The following is a 25,669-nucleotide window of genomic DNA, read 5'->3' on the forward strand; positions in this document are numbered from 1 at the left end:
ACCACCAAATCCTTTGCTTCAATATGGAGAATCAGACAGACAAATACAAATTTATTTTGACTTCACTTCTCTCCACAATTCGTTATACAGCGCCTCATTTTCATCTCCGAGGAAATTAAATGTCTCACAGTTTTTCAACTGATCAATATCAGGGAATGCAATCGTGCTGTTTCTCATGTAGTCATCCTCGATCAATGCCTGTCCGGCAGAGTTAGGGATGGAGTAAGTGATGTATTCAAAATTCATTTTTGCAATATCCGGTCTACAGAGGAAGTTGATGAATTCTTCTGCATGTTCCTTATTCTCTGCATTTTTTGGAATAACCCAGGAATCAATCCAAAGATTAGAACCTTCCTTAGGAATCACGTAATCGAGATTTGGATTCTCCTGCTGGCAGTAGAGTGCTTCGCCGGAATAAATTACTCCGAGAGCTGCTTCATTTCCAATCATTTTATCACGTACCTGGTCGATAACATATGCCTGCACAAGAGGTTTCTGTTCAATCAGCAGATTTTTGGCAGCCTGAAGTTCATCTAAGTCTGTTGAATTTAATGAATAGCTCAGGTATTTTAAAGCGACACCAAAGGCATCTCTTACACTGTCCTGCATAAGGATGCTATCTTTATATTTTTCATCCCACAGAACACCCCAGCTGTCAATTGGCTCATCTACCATTTTCTTGTTATAAAGGATTCCGACAGTCCCCCAAAGATAAGGGACAGAATATTTATTATCAGGATCAAATCCTTTGGCAAGATCCATATATTTCTGATCGATATATTTCAAATTTGGGATGTTGTCATAATTAATCTCTTCCAAAAGATTATTCTCAATCATTCTCTGAATCATATAATCAGATGGACATACGACATCGTATGCAATCGCTCCCGACTGAATTTTTGGATACATGATTTCGTTTGTCTCAAATTCTTCATATACTACATCAATACCGGTTTCTTCTTCAAACATATCAATAACATCAGGATCAATATAATCACCCCAGTTATAAACAATTACCTGGCCTTGTGAGGAGATAACATCGTTCTTTCCATAAATAAAACCACCGATGATAATAAGCACAGCCATAGCAACAGGTACCAGACGTTGGAAGAAAAATCTTCCAAATTTTTGTGCTTTTCCGAAACGCTTTATTTTTACTACTTTTTTCTTTTCGGCAGGTGACATATTGATCAGGATCAAAAGTAACAGCACTGTAACAAACATAATGGTTGAAAGTGCATACATTTCAGGCTTGATTCCTTTACGGACTTCACTGTAAATCTTGGTTGAGAGTGTATCAATACCAGGACCTTTTGTGAAATGCGTGATCACAAAGTCATCCAGAGACATTGTAAAGGAAAGCAGGAAACCGGAGAAAATTCCAGGCATAATATCTGGAAGTACTACTTTGAAGAATGCATAGGCCGGAGAAGCTCCAAGGTCCAGTGCAGCTTCATAAGTTCTACGGTTCGTCTGTTTTAATTTTGGCATTACACTTAAGATGACATAAGGTATGTTGAATGTAATATGTGCCAAAAGGATTGTTTTGAATCCAAGTGTGAAGCGGAATGCAATGAAGAGAAGCATCAGGGATACTCCTGTTACGATATCGGCATTCAGCATAGGGATGTTTGTAACTCCCATAAAAAGGGTACGCATTCTTGAATTCATTGCCTGCATGCCAAGTGCGGCACAAGTACCGATCAATGTTGCAATCAGTGCAGAGAGCAATGCAATGATCAGTGTTGTGTACAATGCATTCATAATCTCTTTGTTTTGGAAAAGAGACACATACCATTTTCCGGTGAATCCGCCCCATTTGGAACGTGTTTTAGTATTGTTAAAGGAGAGGACCATCAAAGTCACGATCGGTGCATACAGAATAATGCAGATCAGTGCCAGATAGATCTTTTTTGCTATAGTTTTCATTAAAATGCTGTCCCCTCCCCGTTTTTATCATATTTGGCGATCACAGCCATACTTGCGATGATGAAGATCATCAGCACCAGGGATAAACCGGAACCGGTATGCCAGTTGCTTCCCTGTTTGAATTCTTGCTCGATCACGTTTCCAATCAGAAGAATCTTGCTTCCACCGAGAAGGTCAGAAATAACAAAGGTCGTCAGCGCAGGTACGAAGACCATAGTGATACCACTGATAATTCCAGGAATGCTCAAAGGAAAGATGATCTGTGTAAATGTCTGAAATTCATTGGCTCCAAGATCTCTTGCTGCGTAAATGACATCTTTATCAATCTTTGCCAATACATTATAAATAGGAAGCACCATAAAAGGCAGGAAGTTATATACCATACCTAATACAATAGCCCCCGGTGTATTGATGATAGACTGCTGTGGCAGACGGAAGAATGCAAGAATGCTGTTGATCACACCATTTTTTTCAAGCAGTGTCTGCCAGGCGAGTGTACGCAGAAGAAAGTTCATCCACATAGGAAGAATAAAAATCAGTACGATAAGACTTGTCTGGTTCATGTTTTTTTCAGATAAAATCATTGCAAGAGGATATGCAAGAACCAGGCAGATCAGTGTGCTGATCAGGGAAAGCAGCAGTGCAAGTCCGAGTGCTTTCAGATTCTCAGGCGAAGCCATCATTGCAATGTTAGACCAGGTAAAAGTCCCTTCTTTATCTGTCAGACCATAATAAAAGATCATGAGCAGTGGGATAATAATAAATGACACGGACCAGAAAAGATAAGGTCCGGCAAGTAATTTTCTATTCTTCAACAGCAGGTGCCTCCTCATCTTCAGATTCTGGTTTTTTCATAATCTGGATGTCAAAAGGATCCACTTTGATTCCGACTTCAGTTCCTACAGGGAACATATCTGTGCTATGTACGAGAAGTTCATAGTTGTTGGCAAGAACTTCCATCTCGTAGTGAACGCCCTTAAAGATCAAGTTTGTTACAATTCCGTCAATAACACCTTCTCCAGGCTTGACAAGATCAATATCTTCCGGACGAATTACAGCATCGACCGGACGGTTATGACCAAATCCTACGTCTACACATTTCCAGACAGCACCGAGCATACGGACAACTTTGTCTTCGAGCATGGTTGCAGCAATAATATTGCTGTCTCCGATAAAATCAGCTACGAATGCATTTTGCGGTTCGTTATAAATATCTTCCGGGGTGCCGATCTGCTGGATGTATCCCTGATTCATAACGACAATCGTATCAGACATTGTAAGAGCTTCTTCCTGATCGTGCGTTACATAGACAAATGTAATTCCAAGTTCATTTTTTAATCGGATCAGCTCATATTGCATATCCTGGCGAAGTTTTAAGTCCAATGCACCAAGTGGTTCATCAAGAAGAAGAACCTTTGGTTCATTTACAATCGCACGTGCGATTGCGATTCGCTGCTGCTGACCGCCACTTAAGGAGTCAGGAGAACGATCCCCGTATCCTTCCAGATTGACAAGTTTTAAGGCATAATGAATTTTATCGCGGATATAGCCTTTAGATTTACCTTTGATCTTCAATCCGAAAGCAATATTTTCTGCAATGGACATATGAGAGAAGAGGGCATATTTCTGGAATACGGTATTCAGCTGACGACGGTTTGGCGGAAGACTGTTGATATTTTTTCCATCAAAAATAATATTACCGGAGTCCGGTGTCTCAAATCCACCGAGAATACGTAATAGTGTTGTTTTTCCACATCCACTAGGACCAAGGAGTGTGAGAAATTCGTTCTCACGGATATAAAGATTTAATTTATCCAGAATTACATTTTCGTCATAGGATTTGGTAATATCTATGATATCGATCAGTTTATTAGACATTTTTATCCTCCGTATATAATTGTTTTATCTGATTCATCCGGCTTACTGCATTACGCAAGAGCAGATCAGCAAGAGTGAGTGCGGTCATTGCTTCCACAACAACAACTGCGCGCGGTACGATGATTGGATCATGACGTCCGTGAATAGACAGTTCGATTTCTTCGCCTGAATTAGTTACAGTGTGCTGCATCTGAGAGATCGAAGGTGTTGGCTTGATCGCAGCTCTTAAGATTAATTGAGAACCATCACTCATGCCACCCAAAGTTCCGCCGGAATGATTCGAAGTTTTCATAACCTGTCCTTGTTGCATGCAGAAAGGATCATTGTTTGTGCTTCCGGTAGAAGAGGCACTCTGAAAGCCATCGCCGATTTCGACACCTTTTACGGCTCCGATAGACATGATTGCCTGTGCAAGTAAAGCGTCCAGTTTATCGAAGACCGGTTCACCGAGACCGGCTGGAAGATGGTCAACACGGCATTCAATCAGACCGCCGCAGGAATCCATCTGCTCCATAAGAGTAGAAACATATTCAGCAGCCTTTTTGGCAGCATCTTTATTCGGCAGATAAAAACTGTTATTTGTAATCTCAGTAAAATCATAATCAGCTTCATCTACAGTGACAGGACCGATGGATTTTGCATAAGTTGTCAGCACAATCCCTAATTCGCCAAGTAATTTTGAAGCAATTGCACCGGCAGCAACACGGCCGATCGTCTCACGGCCGGAAGAACGTCCACCGCCACGGTAATCACGGAAACCATATTTCTGATCAAAGCAGTAATCTGCGTGTCCCGGACGATAAGATGTCGCAATATTCCCATAATCTCTGGAACGCTGATCCTGATTCCGTACGAGAAGAGAAATAGGAGTTCCGGTTGTAGTTCCTTCAAAGACTCCGGACAAAATCTCGACAGAGTCAGATTCATTCCGTTTCGTTGTATATTTACTCTGTCCCGGTTTGCGGCGATCTAAAAATTGTTGAATATCCTGTTCAGATAAAGGGATGCCGGCAGGGCATCCATCTATAACTACACCAACTCCGGGACCGTGGGACTCGCCCCAGGTAGTGACTCGAAATAAAGTACCAAATGTTGAACCGCTCATAATATATCTAAAACTCCTTTCGTTTGTATCAATAAGGTATATAAAAAGTGCGTATAAAATGCTCTTTTGTATATCATATATCATTCTTTTCCGTATCATACCCCCAGATACGAAACATATTGTTGTGTTTCATAACTGAGGGTACAGTGCAATTATATAGGAAGAAAGAGGTGTACGCAAGTTAAAATGTTGTAGAATTCAACAGAATTTCAAAAATAAATTACAAAAGTATTTCTAAAAGATTTCGTTCGAATTAACAATTTAACATCAGTTTAATTTGTGTGTATTTCATGAAAGTTTGGGGTGTACATTTTGGAAAAAGCGTAATATAATGAAGTCTGAATCAAAAAGAAGTATTAATCCAAAAGACGAGGGTGAGAATTAGAATGTCTGAAAAGAAAGTAGTTAGAAGACGCAAAGTAAGAAGAAAGAAAAAGCAGAAGACAATTGACAAGAAGATCTGGATGATTATCGGTGGTATTATTGCTGGCCTTGTTATTGTTTATCTTGCAATATCAGTCTTTTTTATGAGTCATTTCTATATTAATACGCAGATTAACGGAAAGAACTTTTCTGGTAAGAATGCGGCGGCGGTAGAGAATTATATTAAAAATCAGGTGGCAGATTATAAACTGACAATTGTAGAACAGAATAATATGACAGATGCAATCGAAGGATCGGATATTTCACTTGTATATAAGGAAAATTCAGATATAGAGGATGCACTGAAGAAACAGAATGCATTTTTGTGGCCACAGGCATTTTTCTCAAAAAGTTCAGCTGAAGTCACAATTGAGGTCGGATATGATGAAGCGGCGTTGGAGTCAAAGATTGAATCCGTACAGGCTCTGAATCAGGAGCAGACAGATCCACAGTCTGCTTATCCAAAGTATGATGGGAACAGTTTCGTTGTTGAACCTGAAGTTTATGGTACGAAAGTAGATGTGGATACATTTAAGGCAAAAGTGAAGGATGCGATCACAAACTTCAAGAGTGAATTAAATATGATGGATGAGAAGTGCTATGCTATGCCGAAGTACACTTCAGAGTCTCCGGAAGTTCAGAAAGCCTGTGATGCGATGAACAATTATCTGAAAGCCAGCATCACTTATAAGATGACAAACCAGAATGTGGTTGTAAACAAGGATCTGATTTCAGGCTGGGTAACATATGATGATAATATGAATGCAACGCTTGATGAGTCAAAGGTGAAAGAGTGGCTTCGTGAATTTGGAAAGACTTATGATACGGTTGGAACGACAAGAAGTATTACAACTCCGGGAGGAAAAACAGTAGACGTTTCGGGAGGTACTTACGGCTGGTCAGTTGACGAGGCAGCAGAACTGACTGCGCTTGTTGACAGCATTAAGAAAGGTGAGGTTGTCGAGAAAGAACCTGCTTATGCACAGACGGCAGCTACACATGACGCGCAGGATTGGGGAACGACTTATCTGGAAGTAGATATCCCGGCTCAGCACATGTGGTATGTGGTTAACGGAGCTGTACAATTAGAGACAGACGTTGTTACAGGACTTCCTACACCGGAGCGAGAGACACCGACAGGAGTTTATTCGATTCTTGAGATGAAGAGGGATAAGACACTGGTCGGAGAAATTAATCCTTCTACAGGACAGCCAAGTTATCGTACAAATGTAGATTACTGGATGCGTGTGACCTGGACAGGAATCGGATTCCACGATGCGACATGGAATCCAAGCTTTGGAGGAAGCCGTTATCAGACGAATGGTTCTCATGGATGTATCAATATGCCATTAGACCAGGCGGCAAGTCTTTACGGAATGCTTAGTACGGGAACACCTGTTATAATACATAATTAAAGGAAATGCAAAGATAAATATAGCCTGCCATAACTATTGGCAGGCTTTGATAGTCTGAAAACCAAAAAGAAAAGAAGAGGAAAAAAGCTTATGTATGAACTTTTAAAGAAGGACGGGCGTGCGAAAAGAGGACGCTTTACAACAGTTCACGGAGTAATTGAAACTCCGGTTTTTATGAATGTTGGAACAGTAGCAGCAATCAAAGGAGCAGTATCTACAGATGATCTGAGAGGGATTAAGACGCAGGTGGAGTTGTCTAATACATATCATCTTCATGTTCGTCCGGGAGATGAAGTTGTGAAGAAACTCGGAGGACTTCATAAATTTATGAACTGGGATAAACCGATTCTGACAGATTCCGGCGGATTTCAGGTATTTTCCCTTGCAAAGTTGAGAAAGATCAAGGAAGAAGGAGTTCATTTTAATTCACATATTGATGGTCATAAGATATTTATGGGACCGGAACAGAGCATGCAGATTCAGTCTAATCTTGCATCCACGATTGCGATGGCATTTGATGAGTGCCCGTCCAGTGTGGCAGACAGAAAGTATATGACGAATTCTGTAGAGCGTACGACGCGCTGGCTGAAGCGCTGTAAGGATGAGATGGCAAGACTGAATTCTCTGCCGGATACGATCAATCCACATCAGATGCTGTTTGGAATTAATCAGGGTGGAATTTATGAGGATATCCGAATTGCACATGCACAGCAGATCGCAGAACTGAATCTGGATGGTTATGCAGTGGGTGGACTTGCAGTAGGAGAGAGCCACGAAGAGATGTACCGTATTCTTGATGCAGTGGTTCCGCATCTTCCGGAAAACAAGCCGACTTATCTGATGGGTGTTGGTACACCGGCTAATATTCTGGAGGCAGTAGATCGAGGAGTGGATTTCTTTGACTGTGTATATCCGTCAAGAAACGGACGCCATGGGCATGTATATACAAATCATGGAAAGATGAATCTGTTTAATGCCAAATATGAACTGGATGACCGTCCGATCGAGGAAGGATGTAACTGTCCGGCATGTAGAAGCTACAGCAGAGCGTACATCAGACATCTTTTGAAAGCAAAAGAGATGCTCGGAATGCGTCTGTGTGTACTTCATAATCTGTATTTCTATAACACAATGATGGAAGAAATCCGCGATGCGATTGATGCAGGGGAATTCCAGGCATACAAGAAGAGAAAATTGGAAGGCATGGAACAGAAATAGTGTTTCTGATTTAATTTTATAGAAAATGTATAAAAATAAACTTAAATATACATGGAATATTAGAAAAACACTTGAATTAGAAGCTGTTTTTGTGTATAGTAGATTTATTGTCTATTAGTACTTAAAAAGTACTGGACAGATAGGTTTAAGAAATAGTCAGGAGGAAATTTCAATGGGAACAGTAGGTATTATTGTTGTTTATGCTGTTATCCTCGGTGGTATGTGGTTTCTTCTGATGCGTCCTCAGAAAAAGGAGCAGAAGAGAATCCAGGCAATGCTCGCTGATATGGAGATTGGAGATACAGCGCTTACTACAAGTGGATTTTATGGTGTTATCATCGATATTACTGATGATGACGTGATTGTTGAGTTCGGTAATAATAAGAATTGCCGTATTCCTATGCAGAAGGCTGCGATCGCTCAGATTGAGAAGCCAGGTGCTGAATAAGAGGAAAAATGAGACCGGAAGGAGTGTGACTCTTTCTGGTCTTTTACTTTATATAAAAACGTGCCCGAAAAGTACAATTTTCGATAAAATACAGAGCGCCCTCTATTTTTTCACTCGAAATACTTGAAACAGCGAAAAAAATGCGGTATGATAAAAAAAGATTTTTACATTTTGGAAGGATGAGTTAGATATGGAAATGAAAATTGGAGTAATCAAAGGAGATGGAATCGGTCCTGAGATCGTAGATGAGGCAATGAAGGTGCTGGACCAGACAGCGAAAGTTTATGGTCATTCTATTTCCTACACGCAGCTTCTAATGGGAGGAGCATCAATTGATGTGAACGGGGTGCCGCTTACAGAAGAGACTCTTCAGCTGGCAAAGGACAGTGATGCAGTTCTTATGGGCTCCATTGGTGGTGATGCGAAGACTTCCCCATGGTATCAGCTCGAACCATCAAAACGTCCGGAAGCAGGTTTGTTACAGCTTAGAAAGGGACTTAATCTTTTTGCAAACTTAAGACCGGCAGTTCTCTACGATGAACTGAAAGGTGCGTGTCCACTGAAGAAAGAGATTGCGGACAGAGGATTTGATCTAATGATCATGCGTGAATTGACAGGCGGTCTTTATTTCGGAAAACGAAGCACAGAAGAGATTGATGGTGTCCTTACCGCAAAAGACGAACTTACTTATAATGAAAATGAAATCCGCAGAATTGCAAAACGTGGCTTTGATATTGCAATGAAGAGAAACAAGAAGGTCACAAGTGTTGACAAAGCGAATGTACTTGACTCTTCCAGACTTTGGAGAAAAGTTGTTGAGGAAGTAGCGAAGGACTATCCGGAAGTTACATTAGAACATATGCTTGTTGACAACTGTGCAATGCAGCTTGTGAAGGATCCGGCACAGTTTGACGTTGTCCTGACAGAGAACATGTTTGGAGATATTTTATCCGATGAAGCAAGTATGGTGACAGGTTCTATCGGAATGCTTGCAAGTGCAAGTCTGAACGATACAAAATTCGGTCTGTATGAACCAAGTGGCGGTTCAGCACCGGATATCGCCGGAAAGGGAATCGCAAACCCGATCGCAACAATTCTTTCAGCAGCAATGATGCTGAGATTTTCATTTGATCTTGATAAAGAGGCAGATGCGATTGAAAATGCTGTTGCAGCAGTATTAAAAGACGGATACCGTACAATCGACATTATGTCTGAAGGAAAAGAACAGATCGGAACAGCCCAGATGGGAGATAAGATCTGCGAATATATTAAGTAATTAGCAGTTGTTACAGAAAGAGAGGATTTTAAAATGAGAAGTGATACAGTTAAAAAAGGAATTCAGCAGGCACCACATCGTTCTCTGTTTAATGCATTGGGACTTACAGAAGAGGAATTAGATCGTCCACTGATCGGTGTTGTAAGTTCTTATAATGAGATTGTACCGGGGCACATGAATCTGGATAAGATCACAGAAGCAGTTAAACTTGGCGTGGCAATGGCCGGAGGAACACCAATCATGGTTCCTGCAATTGCTGTCTGTGATGGTATTGCTATGGGACATATCGGTATGAAATATTCTCTCGTAACAAGAGATCTGATCGCAGATTCTACAGAAGCTCTTGCTATGGCACATCAGTTTGACGGACTTGTAATGATTCCAAACTGTGACAAGAATGTACCGGGACTTCTGATGGCAGCTGCCCGTGTGAATGTACCGACAGTATTTGTAAGCGGCGGACCGATGCTTGCAGGACATGTAAAGGGAAGTAAAACAAGTCTTTCCAGTATGTTTGAAGCAGTAGGTTCTTATGCAGCCGGAAAGATGAATGACGAAGACATTTGCGAATTTGAGAATAAAGCATGTCCGACTTGCGGATCCTGTTCCGGTATGTATACGGCAAACAGTATGAACTGTCTGACAGAGGCTCTTGGTATGGGGCTGAAAGGAAATGGAACAATCCCAGCTGTTTATTCTGCAAGAATCCAGCTTGCAAAGCATGCAGGTATGCAGGTGATGGAGCTTGTAAGAAAGAATATCCGCCCGAGAGATATTATGACAGAAGATGCAATCCTCAATGCACTTACAGTTGATATGGCACTTGGATGCTCTACAAACAGCATGCTTCACCTTCCGGCAATCGCACATGAGATTGGTATGGATTTCGAGATTGATTTTGCAAATGCGATCAGCGAGAAGACTCCAAACCTTTGTCATCTTGCACCGGCAGGTCATACTTATATTGAAGATCTGAACGAAGCAGGCGGAGTTTATGCAGTTATGAATGAGCTGAATAAGAAGGGACTTCTTCACACAGACTGCATGACTGTAACAGGAAAGACAGTAGGAGAGAATATTGCCGGATGTGAGAATAAGAATCCGGAAGTTATCCGTCCAATCGACAACCCATATAGTCAGACAGGCGGGCTTGCTGTATTGAAAGGAAATCTTGCACCGGATGGAAGTGTTGTAAAACGTTCTGCAGTATGTGATGAGATGCTTGTACATGAAGGACCGGCAAGAATCTTCGAGAGTGATGAAGAAGCGACAGAAGCAATCAAGACAGGAAAGATCAATCCTGGAGATGTTATTGTAATCCGTTACGAGGGACCAAAAGGCGGCCCTGGAATGAGAGAGATGCTCAATCCTACATCTGCGATTGCAGGATACGGACTTGGGTCTACAGTAGCTCTTATCACAGATGGAAGATTCAGCGGAGCATCCAGAGGTGCTTCTATCGGACACGTATCACCGGAGGCAGCAGTTGGCGGACCGATCGCACTGGTAGAAGAGGGAGATATTATCAAGATCAATATTCCGGAACTGAAATTAGAGCTGGATGTATCGGATGAAGAACTGGCAGCAAGAAAAGCAAAATGGCAGCCAAGAGAACCTAAGGTTAAGACAGGATACCTCGCAAGATATGCTTCTATGGTAACATCAGGTAACCGCGGAGCAATTCTCGAAGTACCGAAGGCAAAATAAAATAAAGAACCAGGAGGAGAGTACGTCATGCAGTTAAATGGAGCAGAAATCGTGATCGAATGTCTGAAAGAACAAGGCGTTGACACTGTATTTGGCTATCCGGGTGGAGCAATTTTAAATGTATATGATGAACTTTATAAACACCGTGATGAGATCCGTCACATCCTGACTTCTCATGAGCAGGGGGCAGCACATGCGGCTGACGGATATGCGAGAGCTACAGGAAAAGTGGGGGTCTGCCTTGCAACAAGCGGACCGGGCGCAACAAATCTTGTAACAGGAATCGCAACAGCATATATGGATTCTATACCGATTGTTGCAATTACATGTAATGTCGGTGTCCCATTACTTGGAAAAGACAGTTTTCAGGAGATCGACATTGCTGGAGTAACAATGCCAATTACAAAATACAGTTATATCGTTAAAGATGTAACAAAACTTGCAGAAACAATCAGAAAGGCTTTTCGTATTGCTAAGACTGGAAGACCGGGGCCTGTGCTGATCGATATTCCGAAGGATGTTACTGCGAAAGTTACAGAGTATGAGAAGGAATATCCAGGTGTATATGACCGAGAGGTAATCCATTCAGAAGAAGAGGATCTCAAGAAAGCTGTTGAGATGATCAAAGAAGCGCAGAGACCATATATTTTCGTAGGTGGTGGAGCTGTTCTTTCTGAGGCAAGTAAAGAACTTTATGAATTTGCACAGAAGGTAGATGCACCGGTAACAGATTCTCTGATGGGGAAAGGAGCTTTCCCGGGAACTGATGAGAGATATACCGGAATGCTCGGAATGCATGGAACAAAGGCGTCGAACTTTGGAGTAAGTGAATGCGATCTTCTGATCGTAACAGGAGCAAGATTCAGTGACCGTGTAACCGGAAATACTGCAACATTTGCAAAAGATGCGAAGATTCTTCAGATTGACATTGATCCGGCAGAGATGGATAAGAATGTCATGATTGATCTTGGGTTGGTAGGTGATATTAAAGCAGTCCTGAAGAAAATAAATGAGCATCTTCCACAGCAGTCTCATCCGGAATGGATGAATAAGATTAAAGATTACAAGGCGAAATATCCATTAACATATCATAAGGATGTACTTACAGGTCCATTTGCAGTAGAAGAAATTTATCGTCAGACAAATGGAGAAGCAATTATCACAACAGAAGTCGGACAGCATCAGATGTGGGCAGCACAGTATTATAAATATACGAAACCAAGAACACTTTTAACATCAGGTGGTCTTGGAACAATGGGATATGGTCTTGGAGCAGCAATCGGTGCGAAGACAGGATGTCCGGATAAAATTGTTGTAAATATTGCCGGAGACGGATGTTTCCGTATGAATATGAATGAGATTGCAACAGCCGTAAGACATGATGTTCCGATTATCCAGGTTGTAGTTAATAACCATGTACTCGGTATGGTTCGTCAATGGCAGGATCTTTTCTATGATGAAAGATATTCTGCGACAGTTCTCCGTGATGCAGTTGACTATGTGAAGCTTGCAGAAGCGATGGGAGCAGTAGGACTTCGAGCTACAACACAGGAGGAGTTTAAAGAGTGCTTTGCGAAAGCATTGACATGTGGAAAACCGGTTCTGATCGATTGTATGATCGACTGTGATGATAAGGTATGGCCTATGGTTGCGCCGGGAGCACCGATCAGCGAAGCATTTGATGAGCAGGATCTGAAAGCAAAAGAAAACTAAAAATAATAAGTTTCAGCCACATAGTTGTATGACTGATAAATAAAGGAATATTTTATTTTTATGTGAGAAAATCTGTGAAAACGGAGTTTCTATAGATACACAATAACAGGAGGTAATTAAAAATGAGTAGAGTGTATAATTTTTCAGCGGGACCGGCGGTTCTGCCAGAAGAAGTACTGAAGGAAGCGGCAGCAGAGATGCTGGACTACAAGGGAACAGGAATGTCTGTTATGGAGATGAGTCATCGTTCCAAAGCTTTCGAGGAAATTATCACAGAAGCTGAGCAGGATCTCAGAGATCTGATGAATATTCCGGATAACTATAAAGTACTGTTTCTTCAGGGTGGAGCGTCACAGCAGTTTGCTATGATCCCTATGAATCTGATGAAGAATAAGGTTGCTGATTACATTGTCACAGGACAGTGGGCTAAGAAAGCAGCTAAGGAAGCAGAAAAATATGGAAAGGTAAATGTTGTTGCATCCTCAGCGGATAAGACATTTTCATACATTCCAGACTGTTCCGATCTTCCGATTTCAGAAGATGCAGACTACGTATATATCTGTGAAAACAACACTATTTACGGAACAAAATTTAAAACACTGCCAAACACAAAAGGAAAAGATCTTGTGGCAGATGTCTCCTCCTGTTTTCTTTCCGAACCTGTAGATGTAACAAAATATGCAATGATTTATGGTGGAGTTCAGAAAAATATCGGACCTGCTGGTGTAGTGATCGCAATCATCCGTGAAGATCTGATCACAGAGGATGTTCTCCCGGGAACACCTACAATGCTTACATATAAGACACATGCAGATGCAAAATCTCTTTATAATACACCACCGGCATACGGAATCTATATCTGTGGTAAAGTCTTCAAATGGCTTAAGAAGATGGGCGGACTTGAAGTAATGAAAGAACGCAACGAAAAGAAAGCAAAAGTTCTTTATGATTTCCTTGATCAGAGCAAACTGTTCAAAGGAACTGTTGTCCCGGAAGATCGTTCTCTTATGAATGTACCATTCGTGACAGGCGATGCAGATCTGGATGCAAAATTCGTTAAGGAAGCAAAAGAAGCTGGATTTGAGAATCTGAAAGGACATAGAACTGTAGGTGGAATGCGTGCCAGCATTTACAACGCAATGCCATATGAGGGTGTTGTTGCACTTGTAGACTTTATGAAGAAATTTGAAGAGGAGAATCTGTAAGATGTTTAAATATCATTGCCTGAATCCAATTTCTGCCGTTGGCATGAATAAGTTGGATGAAAATTATGTAAAGACAGAAAATGCGGATGAAGCTGACGTGATTCTTGTCCGCAGTGCAAAAATGCATGAGATGGAATTCGGAAAGAACCTGAAAGCAATCGCTCGTGCGGGAGCCGGAGTGAATAATATTCCGCTTGATAAATGTGCAGAGGAAGGAATTGTTGTATTCAATACACCTGGAGCAAATGCGAATGGTGTAAAAGAACTTGTGATTGCAGGAATGCTTCTCGCAGCCAGAGATGTCGTTGGTGGAATTCAGTGGGTACAGGAATTCGAGGAAGATGGAGATATCGCAAAGATTGCTGAGAAGAAGAAAAAAGCATTTGCAGGAACAGAGCTTTCCGGAAAGAAACTTGGTGTGATCGGACTTGGAGCAATCGGAGTTCTTGTTGCGAATGTAGCAACGCATCTTGGAATGGAAGTTTATGGATATGATCCATATGTTTCCGTAGATTCTGCATGGAGACTTTCCAGAAGTATCCATCACGCAACAACAGTAGATGAAATCTATAAAGAGTGCGATTATATCACGATCCATGTACCTGCACTTGACAGTACAAAGGGAATGATTGACAAGAATGCAATCAGTCTGATGAAAGAGGGCGTTGTAATTCTGAACTTCGCCAGAGATGTTCTTGTAAATCAGGAAGATATCGTTGATGCACTTGTAGCAGGTAAAGTACACCGTTATGTAACAGATTTCCCAACAAAGGAAATTGTAGGTGTAAAAGGCGCAATTGTAATTCCGCATCTTGGAGCATCTACAGAAGAGTCAGAAGACAACTGTGCACAGATGGCTGTTGCTGAGATCCGTGATTTCCTTGAGAACGGAAATATCACACATTCCGTTAATTATCCGGATTGTAACGTGGGAGTAAAAGCTGGCGGAGACAGAATTACAATTCTTCACCGTAATGTGCCGAATATGATCGGTCAGTTTACAACACTTCTTGCACAGGAGAATCAGAATATCGCACTTATGACAAATAAGAGCAAGAAAGAGTATGCATACACAGTAATTGATGTAGACGGAAGCGTATCTGATGATGTTGTAAACAAACTGGAATCAATCGCAGATGTACTTGGTGTACGTGTGATCAAATAAAAAGTAAATGAAGTGTAATTTGGCTAAGCTGATTTTGAAAGCTAATTTATAACGAAAAGAACAGGGTGGTTTTTCTATGTGAGAGACCACCTTTTTGTATACAATAAGTTGATAAATAAGATATGGTACAAAGCATATAAAAATGAACAGATAGTATGGAGAAGTATTATGCAAAAATGGATACATTTTAATACAATGATATCGGCATGAAATCATCTTGACAATATTTGTATAATCGTATACAATCATACAAAAAGAGAATAGGAGGAAATCATGGAAGAATATCAGGACCGTTCTCTGGGAGGACGTGTTTTTAAGAGACTCCGTGAAGATATCCTCAAAGGCAGATACAAACAACAGGATGAACTCAGAGAGGCTACCATCGGGAAAGAACTCGGGGTCAGCAGAACTCCAGTAAGGGAAGCGTTAAGACAGCTTGAATTAGAAGGTCTTGTGACGATTGTACCGAATAAAGGTGCTTATGTTACCGGAATCAGCCAGAAGGATATCTGGGATATCTATCAGATGCGTAAGTATCTGGAAGGAATGTGCGCCAGATGGGCGGCGGAACATATTACAGAAGACCAGTTAGAAGAATTAGAAGAGACTATTTTACTTTCAGAATTTCAGATGAAGAAAGAAAATGGATACAATAAAGAACAAGTAACAGGATTAGACGGAAGATTTCATACGATATTATATGAGGCTTCCGGAAGCAGGATGCTGTGTCATGTTCTTACAGATTTTCACCGATATGTTCAAATGGCAAGGAAGTCCTCGATCAATGTGAAGGCAAGAGCCGAGAAGTCAATTGAGGAGCATAAAGCAATTCTTCAGGCAATCAGGGACAGAAACCCGGATCTGGCAGAACAGCTTGCAAAGGAACATATTGTTCATGTCATGCAGAACCTAAAGAAAATAGAAGAAAAACATAATCAGGAGGAAGCAAAAGATGGAAAAAATTAAGATGACAACACCACTGGTAGAGATGGATGGAGATGAGATGACAAGAATTCTCTGGAAGATGATCAAGGATAATCTTCTTGAGCCATATATTGATCTCAAGACAGAATATTATGATCTTGGCCTGGAACACAGAAACGAGACAGATGACCAGGTAACAGTTGATTCCGCACTCGCAACAAAGAAATACAAAGTTGCCGTAAAATGTGCAACAATCACTCCGAATGCAGCACGTATGGATGAGTATGATCTGAAAGAAATGTGGAAGAGCCCGAACGGAACAATCCGTGCGATCCTTGATGGAACAGTGTTCCGCGCTCCAATCGTTGTAAAAGGAATTGAGCCATGTGTAAAGAACTGGAAGAAACCAATTACAATTGCAAGACATGCTTATGGAGATGTATATAAAGGATCCGAGATGAAAATTCCGGGAGCGGGAAAGGTTGAACTTGTATACACAGCAGAAGATGGAAGCCAGACAAAAGAACTGGTTCATGAGTTTGATGGACCTGGAATCGTACAGGGAATGCATAATATCAATAAATCCATCGAAAGCTTTGCAAGAAGCTGCTTTTCCTACGCTTTGGATACAAAACAGGATCTGTGGTTTGCAACAAAGGATACAATTTCTAAGAAATATGATCATACATTCAAAGATATCTTCCAGGAAATCTTTGATGCAGAATATGCTGATCAGTTCAAAGAGGCAGGAATTGAGTATTTCTACACACTGATCGATGATGCTGTTGCCCGTGTTATGAAATCAGAAGGTGGATATATCTGGGCATGTAAGAACTACGATGGAGATGTAATGAGCGATATGGTATCTTCCGCATTTGGTTCACTTGCTATGATGACATCCGTACTTGTTTCTCCGGACGGATATTATGAATATGAAGCTGCTCATGGAACTGTACAGCGTCACTATTATAAGCACCTGAAAGGTGAAGAAACATCTACAAACTCAGTTGCAACAATCTTCGCATGGACAGGAGCTCTCAGAAAACGCGGCGAGCTGGATGGAAACAAAGATCTGATGGACTTCGCAGATAAACTTGAGAAAGCAACAATCGACACAATCGAAGCAGGAGAGATGACAAAAGATCTCGCTTTGATCACAACAATCGAGAATCCGACAGTACTCAATAGTGAGGAGTTTATTAAAGCAATAGCGAAGAGACTGTAATTTATCGAGGGAATTTATATAATGGGCTAAGTTTTTGACAGAATGGTCGCAAGAATGGGTCTACTATTACCATGGGCACCGGCCCGCTCTACCTCATCCCTTTGAAAGTATGTAACATAAGAGCCAGAACAGTTACCGTGTGTGGTGCCTGTTCTGGCTCTTATTAACATACTGAACAAAGTGTATTCGGAACGCTCCTGCCTTACATGTGCCCCTGGCAACAGTAGACACGTTCTTGCTTGCGTAGTTCAAAATTAAACTTTCTCCTACAAATACAAAATTCACTCGAAAATACAGAAACTAAAATCAAAAGATCAAGAAATCTTCATCGACAAAGATTCACCGTCTCCCGGCTGTTAATTCTGTATTTGTCTTCTAGATTCGTTTTGTTTGGGATAAAAACTTCTCCTTTAGATAACGTAGCGGAGGCACGTTTTATGGTTGCTTCATCCACGATTAAGGCATAAGAGCGGTTCCGAATACACTTCGTTCTGTCTGTTAGCTTGGGACAGACACAAACCACACACGGTGAGTGCTCTGTTCCAAGCGTTACAGACATTCGAAGGGATGAGGTGGAGCGGGCTGTGTGGATGAAGCAACCATAGAACGCGCTTCTGCGGATGTTAGTGCAAAAGTGGAAACTTTATTCGGAACAGAAGAATCCAAGCTCGACAAAAACAATGTCCTGTGAAAAAAATGTCAATTTGCGGAAAATATGAATTGAAATTTTAATCGTCCTAGTATATAATACAATAGGCAGAAATTTTGGTTTATTTTAAAATTATTTTATAAGTATGGAGGGCTAAAATATGAGCTACAATGCAACAGAAAACTCAGCAAGCAGACGAATTGCCACACTGCTTGATGAGGGAAGCTTTGTTGAAATTGGCGGAGCTGTTACAGCTAGAAGCACAACTTTCAACTTGCAGGAGAAGGCAGCTCCTTCTGACGGTGTTATCACTGGATATGGAGTGATTGACGGTAACCTGGTTTATGTATACAGCCAGGATGCTGACGTTCTGGGTGGAGCACTCGGAGAGATGCATGCGAAGAAGATCGCAAGAATCTATGATATGGCTATGAAGATGGGAGCACCGGTGATCGGACTGATCGACTGTGCAGGACTCAGACTTCAGGAAGCTACAGATGCACTTGAGGCATTTGGAAGCCTTTATCACAAGCAGGCACTTGCATCAGGTGTGATTCCGCAGGTTACAGCAATCTTTGGAATGTGCGGCGGCGGTCTTGCAGTTGTTCCGGGGCTTACAGATTTCACATTTATGGAAGCAAAAGACGGAAAACTTTTCGTTAATTCTCCAAATGCACTGGAAGGAAATGAGATTTCCAAGTGTAACACAGCAAGCGCTGAGTACCAGAGCAAGACAGCAGGTCTTGTAGACGGAATCGGTGCTGAGGCAGAGATCCTCGGACAGATCCGTGATCTTGTATGTATGCTTCCGGCAAACAACGAAGATGATATGTCTTATGAGGAATGCACAGATGACCTGAACCGTATCTGCGCAGACATTGCTAACGCATCAGAAGATACAGCAATCGCACTGGCACAGATTGCTGACAATCAGATTCTGGTTGAGACAAAGAAAGACTACGCAAAAGAGATGGTTACAGGATTTATCCGCCTGAACGGAATGACAGTTGGTGTTGTCGCAAACCGCTCTAAAGTATACAATGCAGAAGCAGAAGTAGAGGCTGAGTTCGACAGCGTTCTTACAGTAGATGGATGCAAGAAGGCAACAGATTTTGTAAACTTCTGTGATGCATTCTCAATCCCGGTTCTTACACTGACAAATGTAACAGGATTTGCTGCTACAGTAGAGTCAGAGAAGAACATGGCAAGCGCAGTTGCAAAACTGACATATGCATTTGCTAACGCTACAGTACCGAAGGTAAATGTAATCGTTGGTAAGGCATTCGGAAGTGCTTACGTTTCTATGAACAGTAAGTCAATTGGTGCAGATCTTGTTTATGCATGGCCAACAGCAGAGATCGGAATGATGGATGCGAAGCTTGCAGCACAGATCATGTACGCAGACGCAGATGCTGAGACTCTTAATGAGAAAGCAGCTGAATACAAAGAACTTCAGTCAAGCCCGAATTCAGCAGCAGCAAGAGGATATGTTGATGCGATCATCGAGCCGGCAGATACAAGAAAATATGTGATCGGAGCATTTGAGATGCTGTTCACAAAGAGAGAGGACCGTCCGGCTAAGAAACACGGAACGGTTTAGTGAGGTGAGGCGAAGTGAAGAAAAAAATCAGTTTATTAGGACTTATCCTCATTCTCGTTCTTAGCTTCACAGGATGTGGTAAGTCTGAGACAACAGAATATGATCAGGTAACATTAGAACAGTATGCTGAGTTTGTTGTTCAGAATTTCGAAGCGATGACAACAGAGCAGCTTGACAGCTTTTCTGATATGCGTGATCTTCAGCTTGACACACAGCTTATGAATGCAGGACTTCCGGTTGATGGAGAGGACTTCCTTACAATGATCAGCTCCTGGGAAGCAGCAGAAGAAGAGTGCGGTGCTTATGTTGAACATGGCGACTGGACAATGGAAGTAAAGAACGATGGAGTTTCACTCACATCTGAAGCAAAATATGAAAACAGAGATGCAGACATCGTCTTCAGTTTTGACGAAAAGGGCAACATGGAGAGTATGGATGTTTCTGCTCATTATTCAACAGGAGAAATCCTTGAGAAAGCCGGTCTGAATACGGTACTTGGTATGGGAACTGTATTCGTTGTATTGATTTTCATTTCATTCATTATTTATCTGCTTGGATACATTCCGAAACTTCAGGAGAAGTTGGCAAATAAAGATAAGAAAGTGGAAGAGAAGAAGGAAGCACCTGTACAGGCAGCTCCAGCACCGGTAGCTGCAGCAGAAGATGATGCAGAACTTGTAGCAGTAATCGCAGCAGCAATTGCAGCAGCAGAGGGAACTTCTACAGATGGATTTGTTGTTCGTTCTATTAAGAGAAGAAAATCAAACAGATGGAATTAATCAGGAGGATAATTAGATGAAAAACTATACAATCACAGTAAACGGAAATGTATATGATGTAACAGTAGAAGAGAATGGTGCAGGCGCACCGGCAGCAGCACCGGTTGCAGCACCTAGAGCAGCAGCACCGGCAGCTCCGGCAGCAGCACCGAAAGCGGCAGCAGGCGCTGGAAGCATCCAGGTAAAAGCTGGAGCAGCAGGTAAAGTATTCCAGGTTCCTACATCTGTTGGACAGAAGGTAGAGGCTGGAGATACAGTTATTATCATTGAAGCAATGAAGATGGAGATCCCAGTTGTTGCCCCAGAGGCAGGAACTATTGCCAGCATTGATGTGGCAGTAGGTGATGCTGTTGAATCAGGAGCTGTACTTGCTACATTAAACTAGTAACTGAACCAGGAGGTTTTTACAAATGGAATATATTTCAAATACATTGGGAAACCTCGTAGAACAGACAGCGTTCATGAATCTTACATTTGGTAACCTGATCATGATTGCTGTTGCCTGCGTGTTTCTCTATCTGGCAATTCGCCACGAATTTGAGCCACTGCTTCTTGTTCCAATTGCCTTTGGTATGTTGCTTGTAAATATCTATCCGGATATTATGCTTCATGCTGAGGATGCAGCGAACGGAACTGGTGGACTTCTGTATTACTTTTATCAGCTTGACGAGTGGTCCATCCTTCCTTCTCTGATCTTCCTTGGAGTTGGAGCGATGACAGACTTTGGTCCGCTGATCGCAAACCCGAAGAGTTTCCTGCTTGGTGCAGCAGCTCAGTTCGGTATTTTCGCAGCTTATCTTGGAGCTATGGCTCTTGGATTTTCAGACAAAGCAGCAGCTGCTATCTCCATCATCGGTGGAGCTGACGGCCCGACATCTATCTTCCTTGCAGGTAAACTGCAGCAGACAGCTATCATGGGACCGATCGCCGTAGCAGCATACTCCTATATGTCACTTGTGCCGATCATCCAGCCACCGATCATGAAACTTCTCACAACAGAGAAGGAAAGAAAGATCAAGATGGATCAGCTTCGCCCGGTTTCTAAGCTTGAGAGAATCCTCTTCCCGGTTATCGTTACAATCGTTGTATGTGTGATTCTTCCTACAACAGCTCCGCTTGTTGGTATGCTGATGCTTGGTAACCTGTTCAAAGAGTGTGGAGTTGTAAGACAGCTGACAGAGACAGCTTCCAATGCCCTGATGTACATCGTAGTTATTCTTCTTGGTACATCTGTAGGTGCTACAACAAGTGCTGAAGCATTCCTGAACTGGAATACAATCAAGATCGTTATCCTTGGTCTTATAGCATTTGCATTCGGTACAGCTGCCGGAGTTCTCTTCGGTAAGTTAATGTGCGTCCTTACACATGGTAAGGTTAACCCGCTGATTGGTTCCGCTGGTGTATCTGCGGTTCCTATGGCAGCCCGTGTATCTCAGAAGGTTGGTGCTGAGGCAGATCCTACAAACTTCCTTCTTATGCATGCAATGGGACCGAACGTTGCCGGAGTTATCGGTACTGCAGTAGCAGCCGGAACATTTATGGCTATTTTCGGCGTTAAGTAAATTAGGAGGATAAATAAATGGCAGAAATTGAAAAAAAACCAGTTAAAATAGTAGAAACTATTCTGCGTGATGCACATCAGTCTCTGATTGCTACCAGAATGACAACAGAGCAGATGATGCCAATCGTTGAGAAGATGGACAAGGTTGGATATCATGCTGTAGAGTGCTGGGGTGGAGCAACATTCGATGCTTCCCTCCGTTTCCTGAAAGAAGATCCATGGGAGAGACTTAGAAAGTTCCGTGATGGATTCAAGAATACAAAACTTCAGATGCTGTTCCGTGGACAGAATATCCTTGGATATCGTCCATACGCTGATGATGTTGTAGAGTATTTCGTACAGAAATCTGTGGCAAACGGAATCGATATCATTCGTATTTTCGACTGTCTCAACGACATGAGAAATCTTCAGACAGCTGTAAAGGCTGCGAACAAAGAGAAAGCTCATGCACAGGTTGCAATGTCTTATACACTCGGTGATGCTTACACAATGGAGTACTGGGTAGACCTTGCGAAGAGAATCGAAGATATGGGTGCAAGCTCAATCTGTGTTAAGGATATGGCAGGACTTCTTGTTCCATATAAGACAACAGAGCTTGTTGGGGCATTGAAAGATGCAGTAAATATCCCGATTGAGATGCATACACACTACACATCAGGTGTTGCTTCTATGACATACATGAAAGCTGTAGAGGCAGGAGCTGACATCATCGATACAGCAATGTCTCCATTCGCACTTGGAACATCTCAGCCGGCTACAGAAGTTATGGTTGAGACATTCAAGGGAACACCATACGATACAGGACTTGATCAGAGTCTCCTTGCAGAGATTGCTGATTACTTCCGTCCAATCCGTGACGATGCTCTTGAGAGCGGACTGCTCAATCCGAAGAACCTTGGTGTTAATATCAAGACTCTTCTGTATCAGGTACCGGGAGGAATGCTTTCCAACCTGACATCCCAGCTGAAAGAGCAGGGAGCAGAAGATAAGTTCTACGAAGTACTTGAAGAAGTACCGCGTGTACGTAAAGATCTTGGTGAGCCACCGCTTGTTACACCATCTTCACAGATCGTTGGAACACAGGCTGTGTTCAACGTACTGATGGGTGAGCGTTATAAGATGATCACAAAAGAGACAAAGGATGTACTTGCAGGTAAATACGGTAAGACAACAAAACCGGTTGATCCAGAACTTCAGAAGAAGGCTCTTGGAGATGAAGAACCGATCACTTGCCGTCCGGCAGATCTTATCCCGGATGAGCTTGATACACTTCGTAAAGAGTGTGCACAGTGGATCCAGCAGGATGAGGATGTACTGACATATGCACTGTTCCCACAGGTTGCTGTTGACTTCTTCAAATACAGACAGGCTCAGCAGACAAAAGTAGATGCTACAGTAGCAGATACAGAGAACGGATCTTATCCGGTATAATCCTGACTGATTTAGTTAGATTATGAATTGAATAGAAAGACCAGAAGATAACAGATTGAAAGATTTGTGTTTTCTGGTCTTTTTCATTTGTAAGGAAATTTATTTGGTGGTATCATAGATGTGTACAATTTTGAATAATCAAGTTTTTTATAATATGAGTTTGATTGTTGGAATATATGGAGGCAGATATGAGTGTTTTAGACAGAATAGAGCGATTACGAAATGTAATGGAACAGCAGAAAATAGACTGCTATATCATCCCTACAGATGACTATCATCACAGTGAATACGTCGGTGATTATTTTAAATTCCGCGAATATATAACGGGCTTTACAGGATCAGCAGGTACCGCAGTTTTTACAAAGGATAAAGCGGGACTCTGGACAGATGGAAGATATTTTATTCAGGCAGAAGCTCAGTTGAAGGGGAGCGGGATCACGCTCTATAAATCAGGAGAATCTGATGTTCCAACGATAGAAGAATTTTTAAAAAGTGAGCTGAAAGAAGGGGATGTTCTGGGATTTGATGGTCGTACAGTGACTTATGCACAAGGAAAACGATATTGTCATATCGCAGACGAGAATGGCGCATCATTGAAATACCGCTTAGATTTTGCACAGAATATCTGGAAGGAAAGACCTGAAATGTCTATGGAACCTGTATTTTCTCTAGAAGATGAATATACAGGCGAAAAAATTGGATCCAAATTAGAACGAGTCAGAGAAGTGATGAAAGAAAATGGATGCAATGCACATGTTTTATCGAGTCTTGATGATATTGCATGGCTTTTAAATATAAGAGGAAATGATATTGCATATTGTCCACTTGTTCTTTCTTACGCAATCGTTTATAATAATTCAGTTGAGCTGTTTGCTGACATTAGAAAATTCTCTGACGATATTATAAATTTGTTAGCAGAAAATCAAGTGAAGATTTATCCGTATGAGGATATTTATCGCAAAGTTTCAGAAATGACATCAGAAGATAAGCTTCTTCTGGATTCTGCAATCATGAATTATAGTCTTTATCAGGCCATTTCCAAAGAGACGGTGATTGTTGATAAGCAGAACCCGGAAATCCTGATGAAGTCAGTTAAAAATGAAACACAGGCAGAGAATTTGAGAAAAGCGCATTTGAAGGATGCTGTTGCACATACAAAGTTTATGTACTGGTTAAAGAAGAATATTGGCAGAGTGGAGATTACAGAGTTGTCTGCTTCTGCCAGGCTGGAAGGATTACGTGCAGAGCAGGAGCATTTCCTCGGACCAAGTTTTGGCCCGATCAGTGCATATGGAGAACATGGGGCAATTGTTCATTATAGTGCGGATGAGAAAAGCAATGTCCCTTTAAAAGAAGGAAAGCTTTTCATGACAGATACAGGAGGTCATTACCTGGAAGGGTCTACCGACATTACGCGTACGGTTGCACTTGGAGAAGTGGGGAATATTGAAAAAGAACATTTCACAATGGTTGCAAGAGCAATGCTGCGTCTGGCAAACACTGTATTTCTCTATGGATGCAGTGGTGCGAATCTGGATTGTATTGCAAGAGAGGTCTTTTGGAAAGAAGGATTAAACTTTAATCATGGGACGGGGCATGGTGTTGGTTATTTATTGAATATCCATGAAGGACCGATCAATTTCCGTTGGAAAGAGGGAGAGAGACCGGCTCCGGCATTGGAAGAAAATATGGTGATTACAGATGAACCGGGGATCTATATTGAGGGTTCCCATGGAATTCGTCTGGAAAATGAGCTGCTTGTCAGAAAAACAGTTAAGAATGAGTATGGACAGTTTATGAATTTTGAAATTCTTACTTATGTACCAATTGATCTGGATGCAATCTTGCCGGAGAAAATGAGTACAGAAGAGAAAGAAATGCTGAATCATTATCATAAGCAGGTTTATGAAAAAGTGTCCCCTTACCTTTCAGAGGAAGAACGAATCTGGCTGAAAGAGTACACGCGGGCTGTGAAGTAATCAGCAAAGCAGAGGTATGACAGAACTCTTATGTATCTG

At 41.8% G+C, this 25,669-nt stretch carries 20 protein-coding genes; 16 read left to right on the forward strand and 4 right to left on the reverse strand.

The window, feature by feature from the left end:
* Window positions 1-51: 51 nt before the first annotated feature.
* The 4 genes from LI126_RS07725 to aroC are packed head-to-tail and all read right to left on the reverse strand — an operon-like array spanning window position 52 to window position 4,912.
* Window positions 52-1,929 carry an extracellular solute-binding protein gene (locus tag LI126_RS07725; RefSeq protein WP_227165140.1) on the reverse strand — a complete coding sequence of 626 codons (1,878 nt, stop codon included), beginning with the start codon at window positions 1,927-1,929 and terminating at the stop codon, window positions 52-54.
* On the reverse strand, window positions 1,929-2,744 hold the full coding sequence (locus LI126_RS07730; RefSeq protein WP_055172587.1) for an ABC transporter permease: 816 nt from the start codon (window positions 2,742-2,744) through the stop codon (window positions 1,929-1,931). The genes LI126_RS07725 and LI126_RS07730 overlap by 1 nt, the downstream gene beginning before the upstream one ends.
* The gene (locus LI126_RS07735; RefSeq protein WP_055172585.1) at window positions 2,734-3,807 is read right to left on the reverse strand and encodes an ABC transporter ATP-binding protein; all 1,074 of its coding nucleotides are present in this window, start codon (window positions 3,805-3,807) and stop codon (window positions 2,734-2,736) included. The genes LI126_RS07730 and LI126_RS07735 overlap by 11 nt, the downstream gene beginning before the upstream one ends.
* Window positions 3,800-4,912, reverse strand: a complete 1,113-nt coding sequence (gene aroC, locus LI126_RS07740; protein ID WP_015529124.1) for a chorismate synthase — start codon at window positions 4,910-4,912, stop codon at window positions 3,800-3,802. Before aroC ends, LI126_RS07735 begins: the two co-directional genes overlap by 8 nt.
* Before the next feature lie 386 nt (window positions 4,913-5,298).
* Here aroC and LI126_RS07745 point away from each other — a divergent pair, with 386 nt between their 5' ends.
* The 16 genes from LI126_RS07745 to LI126_RS07820 all read left to right on the forward strand — a co-directional run bounded on the left by LI126_RS07745 (window position 5,299) and on the right by LI126_RS07820 (window position 25,630).
* Window positions 5,299-6,750 carry a L,D-transpeptidase family protein gene (locus LI126_RS07745; protein ID WP_055172583.1) on the forward strand — a complete coding sequence of 484 codons (1,452 nt, stop codon included), beginning with the start codon at window positions 5,299-5,301 and terminating at the stop codon, window positions 6,748-6,750.
* 90 nt (window positions 6,751-6,840) lie between these two features.
* Window positions 6,841-7,968: a tRNA guanosine(34) transglycosylase Tgt gene (gene tgt, locus LI126_RS07750; RefSeq protein WP_015529126.1), complete on the forward strand. Its 1,128-nt coding sequence runs from the start codon at window positions 6,841-6,843 to the stop codon at window positions 7,966-7,968.
* Window positions 7,969-8,140: 172 nt separating this feature from the next.
* Window positions 8,141-8,416, forward strand: a complete 276-nt coding sequence (gene yajC, locus LI126_RS07755; protein ID WP_015529127.1) for a preprotein translocase subunit YajC — start codon at window positions 8,141-8,143, stop codon at window positions 8,414-8,416.
* A 190-nt stretch (window positions 8,417-8,606) separates the two neighbouring features.
* Window positions 8,607-9,692: a 3-isopropylmalate dehydrogenase gene (gene leuB / locus LI126_RS07760; RefSeq protein ID WP_015529128.1), complete on the forward strand. Its 1,086-nt coding sequence runs from the start codon at window positions 8,607-8,609 to the stop codon at window positions 9,690-9,692.
* Between the two features lie 33 nt (window positions 9,693-9,725).
* Window positions 9,726-11,399 (forward strand): dihydroxy-acid dehydratase, encoded by a 1,674-nt coding sequence (gene ilvD, locus LI126_RS07765; protein WP_227165141.1) that lies wholly within the window; start codon window positions 9,726-9,728, stop codon window positions 11,397-11,399.
* Window positions 11,400-11,426: 27 nt separating this feature from the next.
* Window positions 11,427-13,112: a biosynthetic-type acetolactate synthase large subunit gene (gene ilvB, locus LI126_RS07770; protein ID WP_226865925.1), complete on the forward strand. Its 1,686-nt coding sequence runs from the start codon at window positions 11,427-11,429 to the stop codon at window positions 13,110-13,112.
* A gap of 122 nt (window positions 13,113-13,234) precedes the next feature.
* On the forward strand, window positions 13,235-14,317 hold the full coding sequence (serC, locus tag LI126_RS07775; protein WP_020436149.1) for a 3-phosphoserine/phosphohydroxythreonine transaminase: 1,083 nt from the start codon (window positions 13,235-13,237) through the stop codon (window positions 14,315-14,317).
* 1 nt (window position 14,318) lies between these two features.
* Window positions 14,319-15,482: a phosphoglycerate dehydrogenase gene (locus LI126_RS07780; protein WP_227156806.1), complete on the forward strand. Its 1,164-nt coding sequence runs from the start codon at window positions 14,319-14,321 to the stop codon at window positions 15,480-15,482.
* Window positions 15,483-15,755: 273 nt separating this feature from the next.
* Window positions 15,756-16,448 carry a GntR family transcriptional regulator gene (locus LI126_RS07785; RefSeq protein ID WP_055145593.1) on the forward strand — a complete coding sequence of 231 codons (693 nt, stop codon included), beginning with the start codon at window positions 15,756-15,758 and terminating at the stop codon, window positions 16,446-16,448.
* Window positions 16,435-17,631: an NADP-dependent isocitrate dehydrogenase gene (locus LI126_RS07790; RefSeq protein ID WP_020436146.1), complete on the forward strand. Its 1,197-nt coding sequence runs from the start codon at window positions 16,435-16,437 to the stop codon at window positions 17,629-17,631. Before LI126_RS07785 ends, LI126_RS07790 begins: the two co-directional genes overlap by 14 nt.
* Before the next feature lie 809 nt (window positions 17,632-18,440).
* Window positions 18,441-19,880, forward strand: a complete 1,440-nt coding sequence (locus LI126_RS07795; protein WP_054751176.1) for an acyl-CoA carboxylase subunit beta — start codon at window positions 18,441-18,443, stop codon at window positions 19,878-19,880.
* 14 nt (window positions 19,881-19,894) lie between these two features.
* The gene (locus LI126_RS07800) at window positions 19,895-20,659 is read left to right on the forward strand and encodes an OadG family transporter subunit (RefSeq protein ID WP_227165142.1); all 765 of its coding nucleotides are present in this window, start codon (window positions 19,895-19,897) and stop codon (window positions 20,657-20,659) included.
* A gap of 16 nt (window positions 20,660-20,675) precedes the next feature.
* Window positions 20,676-21,044, forward strand: coding sequence for a biotin/lipoyl-containing protein (locus tag LI126_RS07805; protein WP_015529137.1), 369 nt, complete (start codon window positions 20,676-20,678; stop codon window positions 21,042-21,044).
* A 25-nt stretch (window positions 21,045-21,069) separates the two neighbouring features.
* Window positions 21,070-22,221 carry a sodium ion-translocating decarboxylase subunit beta gene (locus tag LI126_RS07810; RefSeq protein WP_015529138.1) on the forward strand — a complete coding sequence of 384 codons (1,152 nt, stop codon included), beginning with the start codon at window positions 21,070-21,072 and terminating at the stop codon, window positions 22,219-22,221.
* Window positions 22,222-22,238: 17 nt separating this feature from the next.
* On the forward strand, window positions 22,239-23,651 hold the full coding sequence (locus LI126_RS07815; protein ID WP_015529139.1) for an oxaloacetate decarboxylase subunit alpha: 1,413 nt from the start codon (window positions 22,239-22,241) through the stop codon (window positions 23,649-23,651).
* Between the two features lie 188 nt (window positions 23,652-23,839).
* Complete coding sequence (locus LI126_RS07820) at window positions 23,840-25,630, forward strand: aminopeptidase P family protein (protein ID WP_227165143.1); 1,791 nt, start codon at window positions 23,840-23,842, stop codon at window positions 25,628-25,630.
* Window positions 25,631-25,669: the final 39 nt, after the last annotated feature.

The organism is Mediterraneibacter sp. 210702-DFI.5.30 (genome assembly GCF_020560115.1).
Lineage (GTDB): Bacteria > Bacillota > Clostridia > Lachnospirales > Lachnospiraceae > Mediterraneibacter > Mediterraneibacter faecis.